Origin of the sequence: Chitiniphilus shinanonensis DSM 23277, from assembly GCF_000374805.1 — a bacterium.
Lineage (GTDB): Bacteria > Pseudomonadota > Gammaproteobacteria > Burkholderiales > Chitinibacteraceae > Chitiniphilus > Chitiniphilus shinanonensis.
Genome location: NZ_KB895335.1, coordinates 183,733 through 191,414 on the forward strand (window position 1 = coordinate 183,733; position 7,682 = coordinate 191,414).

The 7,682-nt window shown below is 66.9% G+C and carries 5 protein-coding genes; 2 read left to right on the forward strand and 3 right to left on the reverse strand.

From position 1 onward, the window contains the following. Positions 1-172: 172 nt before the first annotated feature. Positions 173-1,078, forward strand: coding sequence for a LysR family transcriptional regulator (locus tag C556_RS0102830; RefSeq protein WP_018746717.1), 906 nt, complete (start codon positions 173-175; stop codon positions 1,076-1,078). A gap of 63 nt (positions 1,079-1,141) precedes the next feature. Here C556_RS0102830 and C556_RS0102835 read toward each other — a convergent pair whose 3' ends face one another. The 3 genes from C556_RS0102835 to mgtE form a co-directional block, all read right to left on the reverse strand. Next, positions 1,142-2,233: an alpha/beta hydrolase gene (locus tag C556_RS0102835; RefSeq protein WP_018746718.1), complete on the reverse strand. Its 1,092-nt coding sequence runs from the start codon at positions 2,231-2,233 to the stop codon at positions 1,142-1,144. Between the two features lie 330 nt (positions 2,234-2,563). Next, positions 2,564-3,526, reverse strand: a complete 963-nt coding sequence (locus C556_RS0102840; protein ID WP_018746719.1) for a TauD/TfdA dioxygenase family protein — start codon at positions 3,524-3,526, stop codon at positions 2,564-2,566. Between the two features lie 683 nt (positions 3,527-4,209). Next, positions 4,210-5,643: a magnesium transporter gene (gene mgtE / locus C556_RS0102845; protein ID WP_018746720.1), complete on the reverse strand. Its 1,434-nt coding sequence runs from the start codon at positions 5,641-5,643 to the stop codon at positions 4,210-4,212. Between the two features lie 301 nt (positions 5,644-5,944). Here mgtE and corA point away from each other — a divergent pair, with 301 nt between their 5' ends. Beyond that, on the forward strand, positions 5,945-6,907 hold the full coding sequence (corA, locus tag C556_RS0102850) for a magnesium/cobalt transporter CorA (RefSeq protein WP_018746721.1): 963 nt from the start codon (positions 5,945-5,947) through the stop codon (positions 6,905-6,907). Positions 6,908-7,682 lie beyond the last annotated feature (775 nt).

A 7,682-nucleotide genomic window follows, 5' to 3' on the forward strand; every position in this document is an offset into this window, starting at 1 on the left:
TGGACGCGGCGGGCGACGCCCTGCGCCCGGCCCGACGCGCGGCGCGCCGGCCGGCGCCCGGATGTCGCGCCGCAGTGGGAACCGTTACGATACTGGCTCCGGCACATCGCCAGTGCCGGCATGTTTTCGTCAATCTGTAGCCCCGCAAGCACCAATCAATGAGCACCCATCGATGAGCGATCGCCTGAATGGCGTGGTCACCTTTGTCCACGCGGTGGAGGCCGGCAGCTTCGCGCTGGCGGCCGAGCGCATGCACCTGTCCCGCTCGGCGGTGGGCAAGACCATCGCCCGCCTGGAGCAGCGGCTGGGCGTGCGGCTGTTCCAGCGCACCACGCGCCGGCAAAGCCTGACCGACGCCGGCCACGCCTACTACGAGCGCTGCGTGCGCGCGCTGGCGGAGCTGGATGCCGGCGCGGCGATGCTGGACGCCGGCCAGCGCGAGCCGTCGGGCCGGCTGCGGGTCAGCGCGCCGGTGCTGTTCGGCCGCCAGTGCGTGGCGCCGTTGCTCACGCCGCTGCTGCACGCGTGGCCACGGCTGGGCATCGATCTGTCGTTCAACGACCGGCCGGTGGACCTGGTGGCCGAAGGCTTCGATCTGGCGATCCGCATCGGGCCGCTGGCCGATACCCCCAACCTGGCGGCGCGGCGGCTGGGCAGCCAGCACATGGCGATCTGCGCGGCGCCGGCCTACCTGGCCGAGCGCGGCACGCCGGCCAGCGTGGCGCAGATGGCCGGGCACGCCGGCATCGTCTACAGCCACGGCGGGCGCGACAGCGTGTGGCGGGTTCGCGACGGCGACGGCCTGGTGCGCGAGGTGGAGCGCAACATCCGGCTGCGGCTGGACGATCTGCAGGCCATCGTCGACGCCGCGGTGGCCGGCGCCGGGCTGGCCTGGCTGCCGTGCTGGCTGGTCACGCCCTACGTGCAGCGCGGCGAGCTGGTGCTGGTGATGGATGCCGAGCGGGTGGTCGGCCACGACATCCACGCCATCTGGCCGGCCACGCCCTACCTGCCGCCACGCACCCGCGTGGCGATCGACGCGCTGGCGGCCGGGCTGCCGGCGCAGCTGGGCAAGTGACGGCGCGGCGGCACGAAAAAAGCCGGCGGACTCCGCCGCCGGCCTGATCGGGGGATGGGTGGGTTACTCGGCGGCGAGCGTTCTGGAGAAGAACGGCAGCACGTCGCTCTTCAGTCGGCCGTACACCTTGGATTGGTGATCGCCGTCGTACTCCACCAACTGGTGGCGGATGCCGCGCTGCTTCAGTTCGGCCGACAGGTACTTGCTGCCGTCGACGATCCAGGCGAATTCATCGTGATTGCCGTAGTCGATGACGAAGCCCTTGAGCGCCTTCAGGTTGGCGCCGTGCTGATCCAGCTTGGCCTCCCAGCCACCATAGCCGGCGTCGTAGCGTTGCCAGATGGCGTCGCGCCGCACCTCGCCGTCCTTGTTCTCGGCGGGGGTGTGGAAGAACGGCGGCTTGCCGTCGTTGCGGTAGGCGAAGGCGAAGGCATAGACGTAGCTGAAGTTGCCCGGCCACGAGATGCCGCTGATACGCTCCAGGTAATCGGCGGGCTTGAGCTTGCCGTAGAAGTCCTCGGCGTAGCGGGTGGTGGAGAACGACAGCGGCGTGCGGTCGAGGTCGCCCGGCTTGTAGACGCCGGGGCTCATCGAATACAGCGCGCCGAAGACGCCGCTGGTGTTCAGCCCGAGGTGCAACACGCCGAAGCCGCCCATCGAGTGCCCGCCCAGGCCGCGCGCATAGGCGCGGGGAATGGTGCGGTAGTGCTTGTCGACATAGCCGACCACATCCTTGGTCACGAAGTCCTGCCAGTTGCCGCTGACCGGCGAATTGACATAGAACGAGCCGCCGTAGCGGTAGTTGCCTTCGAGACTGACCGCGATCATCTCCTGGGTCTTGCCTTCGGCCAGCAACGCCTCCATGGCGTCGGCCAACGCCATGCCATAACCCAGCTGGCTGTCGCCATAGCCCGGCAGGAAGTACACCACCGGGTAGCGCTTGGCGGTGTCCTTGGCGTAGCCCGGCGGCAGGTAGACGGTGATGCCCTGCTGGTCCGCGATGCCCAGCAGGTTGCCGCGCAGCGAGGGCGCCGGCACCTTCAGTTCGGTGTAGGCGACGCGCGGCTTGGACGCGGCCTTGCTCTCCGCCGCCTGGGCGGTGCCATGCAGCCCCAGCGACAGCATGAATGCCAAAACCAATTTGCTCGTTTTCATCCCTCGACTCCTTAAGACGGTTCCCCCGTGCGATCAGCTTTGGCTTCTAAGTGCAATACCTTATTGACCTCAATCAATCGGCATAAATCGTAAATTTTCCGGGCTTGCCTTTGGCGTCAACGAGACAATTCGAGCAAATAAAAAAAAAGCCGGCGACCACCCCGCCCCCACGGGGATCGGTCACCGGCATGACAGTGCAACGAGGAGAAAAACGCCCGTCGGGCGCGGCGGCGCCGGGTTGGTCGGCGCCGGGCGAGCCGGTCGGGGCGGTTGAGGCTCACGAACCGTTCACGGGCCGGCCACGACTGCGACCGGACCGCGAAGCGACGCTCAGGCCGCGGCGCTCTCGGTGGCCGGCGCGGCTTCGTTGGCGGCGCCCTGCTCCTGGCGCGCGACCTTGCTGCGGGTGATGCTGCGGCGGCCGTCCACCGCCACCGGCACGGTGCCGTCCACCGTCACCCGGCGCACCACGCGGTGCGCGTCGCCGTAATCGTCCACCGCGTAGTGCTGGGTGGCGCGGTTGTCCCAGATCGCCACGTCGCCCGGCTGCCAGCGCCAGCGCACGGTGTTCTCCAGGCGGGTGACGTGGCTTTGCAGCAGGTCGAACAGGTGCTGACTGTCGCGGGTGCCCACGCCGAGGATGCGCTTGACGAAGTGGCCCAGCAGCAGGTGGCGCTCGCCGGTTTCCGGGTGCACGTGCACCACCGGGTGCTCGGTCTCGTAGACGGTGGAGGTGAACACCTCGTGGTAGCGCTTGAGCGCCTCGGCCGAGGCGTTCGGTTTGCGCGCGGCGTAGTCGTATTCGTTGCTGTGCACCGCCCACAGCTTGTCGGCCAGCTCGCGCAGCTCGGGCGACAGATCCTGGTAGGCGGCATGGGTGTTGGCCCACACCGTGTCGCCGCCGGCCTCGGGAATGGTGACGCCGCGCAGGATCGACGCCAGCGGATAGGCATCGACGAAGGTCACGTCGGTGTGCCAGCTGTTGGCGCGCCCGCCCAGCTGCGAATCGAGTTCCAGGATGTAGCTGGTGCCCTGCTTGGTGTGGGCGGTGGGGTGCTGCACGGCCTTCTCGCCGAACAGGGTGACCAGTTGCTCCTGGCTGGCGTCGTCCAGGTGGGTCTGGCCGCGGAAGAAGATCACCTTGTACTTCAGCCACGCCTGGCGGATGGCGTCGCGCACCTCGGCGGGCAGATCGTGCGACAGCTTCACGCCACGGATCTCGGCGCCGATGCGCCCGGCGACGGGATGGATGGTGACGCCGGCGGGCAGCGCGATGGATTCGGTCTGGCTCATCTGGGAACTCCTGGTCTGGTGCCGCGCGCGGGCGCGGAGTGCGGGACAGCGCGAGCGATCGCGCCACAGGCCCGCCGTGGCGGGCAAGCCGCTTTATAAGCAACCGTCGTGCCAGATAAAGACCTAAGCGTTTGCAGGAATATTGGTGCTGTACCCGCAGCCATTGCACGGTTCGAAGCAGCGCGGCGCAGCAGTTGGTTGCGAACGCAACAGCACCGGCTGGCGCGCGGAACTGGAAATGGCTGCGGCCAGCGCTACAGCGCTCGCGCCGGCTCCCTCGCGGCGGCGAGGGCGGGGGGAGTGGAATCGATCAAAGGGGGCCGATGCGCGCGTCCCACCGACGCGAAGCGCCCGGCTTGGCCGGGAGCATGTTATCGATTGACGCCCGCCGATACCCGCAAGTCCTCAAGGCCCTTGCGGCGAGGGCGGGGGGAGTGGAATCGATCAAAGGGGGCCGATGTGCGCGTCCCACCGACGCGAAGCGCCCGGCTTGGCCGGGAGCATGTTATCGATTGACGCCCGCCGATACCCGCAAGTCCTCAAGGCCCTTGCGGCGAGGGCGGGGGGAGTGGAGTCGATCAGCAAGTGCCGTTGCTGGCGTACCGATCAAGGTATGCACCCGGCTTGGCCGGGGGCTTGCAGACCGTGGCGTCGATGCCGGAAACGGCAAGAACGCAAGGCACTCAGGTGAGGAAAACCGTCGCCAGCCCCAGGAAGATGAAGAAGCCCATGCTGTCGGTCGAGGCAGTCAGCAGCACCGACGAGCCATAGGCCGGATCGCGCCCCAGCTTCTGCATGGTCAGCGGCACCAGGATGCCCACCAGCGCGGCCACCTGGAGGTTGAGTACCATCGCCCCCATCATCACCAGCCCCAGCGATTGCTGGCTGTACAGCAGCCAGGCGATCAGGCCGAGCACGGCGCCCCACAGCAGGCCGTTGAGCAGCGCGATGCCCAGCTCTTTGAGAATCAGCCGCTTGGCATTGGCGCCGGTGATCTGGCCCAGCGCGATGCCACGGATGATCAGCGTCATGGTCTGGGTGCCGGTATTGCCGCCGATGCCCGAGACGATGGGCATCAGCGTGGCCAGCGCCACCAGGTGGGCGATGGTGGCCTCGAAGGCGCCGATCACCCGGCTGGCGAGAAAGGCGGTGCAGATGTTCAGCGCCAGCCACGGGCCGCGGTTCTTGGCCGATTTCCAGATGCTGGAGAACAGATCCTCGCCCTTGCGCAGCCCGGCCAGCGTCAGCGCGTCCGATTCGTCGCGGATCACGTCGACCATGTCGTCCACGGTGAGGCGGCCGATCACCCGGTGGTTGCTGTCGAGCACCGGCGCCGATACCAGGTCGTAGCGCTCGAAGGCGTTGGCCGCATCGTCCACGTGATCGTCGGCGCTGAAGGTGACCACGTCGCGCGCCATCACCTCGCCCACCCGCGCTTCCGGCGTGCTGAGGATCAGCCGCTTGAGCGACAGCACGCCCTTGAGCGCCCGTTGCCGATCGACCACGAACAGTTTGTCGGTGTTCTTGGGCAGGTTCTGGAAGCGCCGCAGATAGCGCAGCACCGCCGCCAGGGTCACGTCGTCGCGGATGGTGACCATGTCGAAATCCATCAGCGCGCCCACTTCGTGCTCGCGGTACGACAGCGCGCTCTGCACCTGAGCGCGCTCGTCCTCGTCCAGCCCGCTCATCACCTCGGACAGCACGTGCTCGGGCAGGTCCGGCGCCAGGTCGGCCAGCTCGTCGGCGTCCAGCCGGCCGGCGGCGGCGACGATCTCGTGGCTGTCCATGTGCTCCAGCAGCGATTCGCGCACCGCGTCGGACACTTCGAGCAGGATGTCGCCGTCGCGCTCGGCGCGCACCAGCTCCCACACCGTCAGCCGCTCGGGCTGCGGCAGCGCCTCCAGGATCTTGGCGATGTCGGCGGCGTGCAGCCGCTCCAGCTTCACCGACAACTCGGCCAGGTGCTGCTTGTGCACCAGCTTTTCCACCAGTTCGTGGCGTGGCATGTCCTGGCGGTGGACCATGCCCTCCACCAGCTTGTGGCGCGCCAGCAGGCGTTGCACCTGGACCAGCGTGTCCTGGAAACTCTCCTGGGTCTTGCGGCTGACGACGGTCATGCGATGTCCTTTCGACAACGGACGCCGGCACGGCGCCCGTGGGCGTTGGCAGCCTAGCGCATGGCGATGACCGTGTCTTGTTGTGGGCGCCACCCAGTGGTTTGCACCGCCACCCATCCTGAACCGTGTCTTAAAAGGCGTTCAGGTTGCGCCGCCGCCGCGCCATCGGCGTACCATGCGCCCCGCGCAATCCACACCGGATACCGCGAAAAACGTCCCGCGACAGGCGCTTACACGGCAAGGGACCAGAGTTCCCTTATAATCGCGCCCGCCCACCCAACCCAGACGCCCGAGGTGCCCCATGCTCTCCGCTTTCGTCCTCGCCGATGGCCGTCTGCGCCAGATCCAGGTGGAAACGGCCGCCGACCTCGCGCAACCCGAAGTGGTCTGGGTGGATCTGGTCGATCCCACCGACGCCGAGCGCGACTTCGTGCAGGCCGTGTTCCGGGTGGAACTGCCCGAGGACGAAGACCTCGAGGACATCGAGGAATCCGCGCGCAGCTACATCGACCACGCCGGCGTCCACCTCAACTCGTACTTCCTGCACCAGGACAGCGACGGCGCCGACAACGTGACCGTGGCGTTCCACCTCAACCGCGGCCGCCTGCTGACCATGCGCCAGGAAGAACTGGCGGTGTTCCGGCTGTTCCGCCTGCGGGCGCGGGTGCAGAACGGTTTCGTCAGCACCGCCGAGGACATCCTGCTGTCGATCTACGCGATCTCGGTGGAATACGACGCCGACGTGCTCGAAGGCATCTACACCTCGCTGGAGCGCGTGAGCCAGGGCGTGCTCAAGCGCTCGGACGAGATCAGCGACGAGAAGATGGGCGAGACGCTGGCCTTGATCGCGCAGCAGGAGGACGTGAACGGCAAGGTGCGGCTGGACCTGATGGATACCCGCCGCGCGCTGTCGTTCCTGTTGCGCAGCCGGGTGCTGAACCGCGAGCAGGAGAGCGACCTGCGCGAGATCCTGCGCGACCTGGAATCGCTGAACAACCACACCGGCTTCCTGTTCGAGAAGATCAACTTCCTGATGGACGCGATGATGGGTCTGATCAATCTGGCGCAGAACAAGATCATCAAGATCTTCTCCATCGCGTCGGTGGTGTTCCTGCCGCCGACCATGATCGCCAGTATCTACGGCATGAACTTCGATGTGATGCCGGAGCTGCAATGGCAGATCGGTTATCCGTTCGCCATTGCGCTGATGGTGATTTCGGGGATTGCGCCTTATTGGTTCTTCAAGCGGAAGGGGTGGTTGTAGGAGGGGTGGGTGGTTGGGGTTGCAACTGCTGCGACTGCAACGGCAACTGCAAAGGCTTTTAACCGCCTAGCGCCTGCGGCGCGGTTGATTGATGCCCTTCGCGACCGGGCGGGCCGGTTCATTTCTTTTGCTTCTCCAAAAGAAACGAACCAAAGAAAAGGAGCCCCGCGTCTGCGCCCCTCCGGGGTGCCCTACGTCGGTCGCGAGCCTAGGGTCTCGCTCCACTCCTCGGCGCCACGTAACGGGAGGAACCCCCGTTGGGTGCGGCGGGAAGTGGGAAAAAACAAACGCCGGCTTGTACTTTTGGGTCAGCAAAGGATGCTGATTCACCCGCAGGCACTGGCACACGTCACCTCTCGCCTTCAAGGCGAGGGGCCGGGGGAGTGGATGGTCTGCCCGGGGCCCCTCAGCAGCGCCGAGCAGAGGACAAGCGGGGCGGGGCAACGCCAAAGCTTGGCGGCTTGCCGCCTAGCGACGCGGTGTCCCGGCTTGACGGGATGGAGGCGAGGACTGTCTGAGCGCGCTTGCGCGCGAGTTTCGCAGCCGCCGACCCGATTGTCCGGCGCGAGGGAATCCCGGCAACGCCGGGACGCGTATGCGGGGCGGCCTTTTCTTTGGTTCGTTTCTTTTGGCCGCGCAAAAGAAATGAACCCGCCCGCACGGCGGCAGAGGGCGTCAATCACCGCGCCGCAGGCGCTAGGCGGTTAAACGCCTTTGCAGTTGCAGTTGCAGTTGCAGTTGCAGTTGCAGTTGCAGTTGCAGTTGCAGTTGCAGT

Coding starts and splice junctions, on each gene's coding strand:
- mgtE (WP_018746720.1), bottom strand. CDS start 5,643: ATGACCGTCGTCAGCCGCAAGACCCAGGAGAGTTTCCAGGACACGCTG.
- corA (WP_018746721.1), top strand. CDS start 5,945: ATGCTCTCCGCTTTCGTCCTCGCCGATGGCCGTCTGCGCCAGATCCAG.
- C556_RS0102835 (WP_018746718.1), bottom strand. CDS start 2,233: ATGAAAACGAGCAAATTGGTTTTGGCATTCATGCTGTCGCTGGGGCTG.
- C556_RS0102840 (WP_018746719.1), bottom strand. CDS start 3,526: ATGAGCCAGACCGAATCCATCGCGCTGCCCGCCGGCGTCACCATCCAT.
- C556_RS0102830 (WP_018746717.1), top strand. CDS start 173: ATGAGCGATCGCCTGAATGGCGTGGTCACCTTTGTCCACGCGGTGGAG.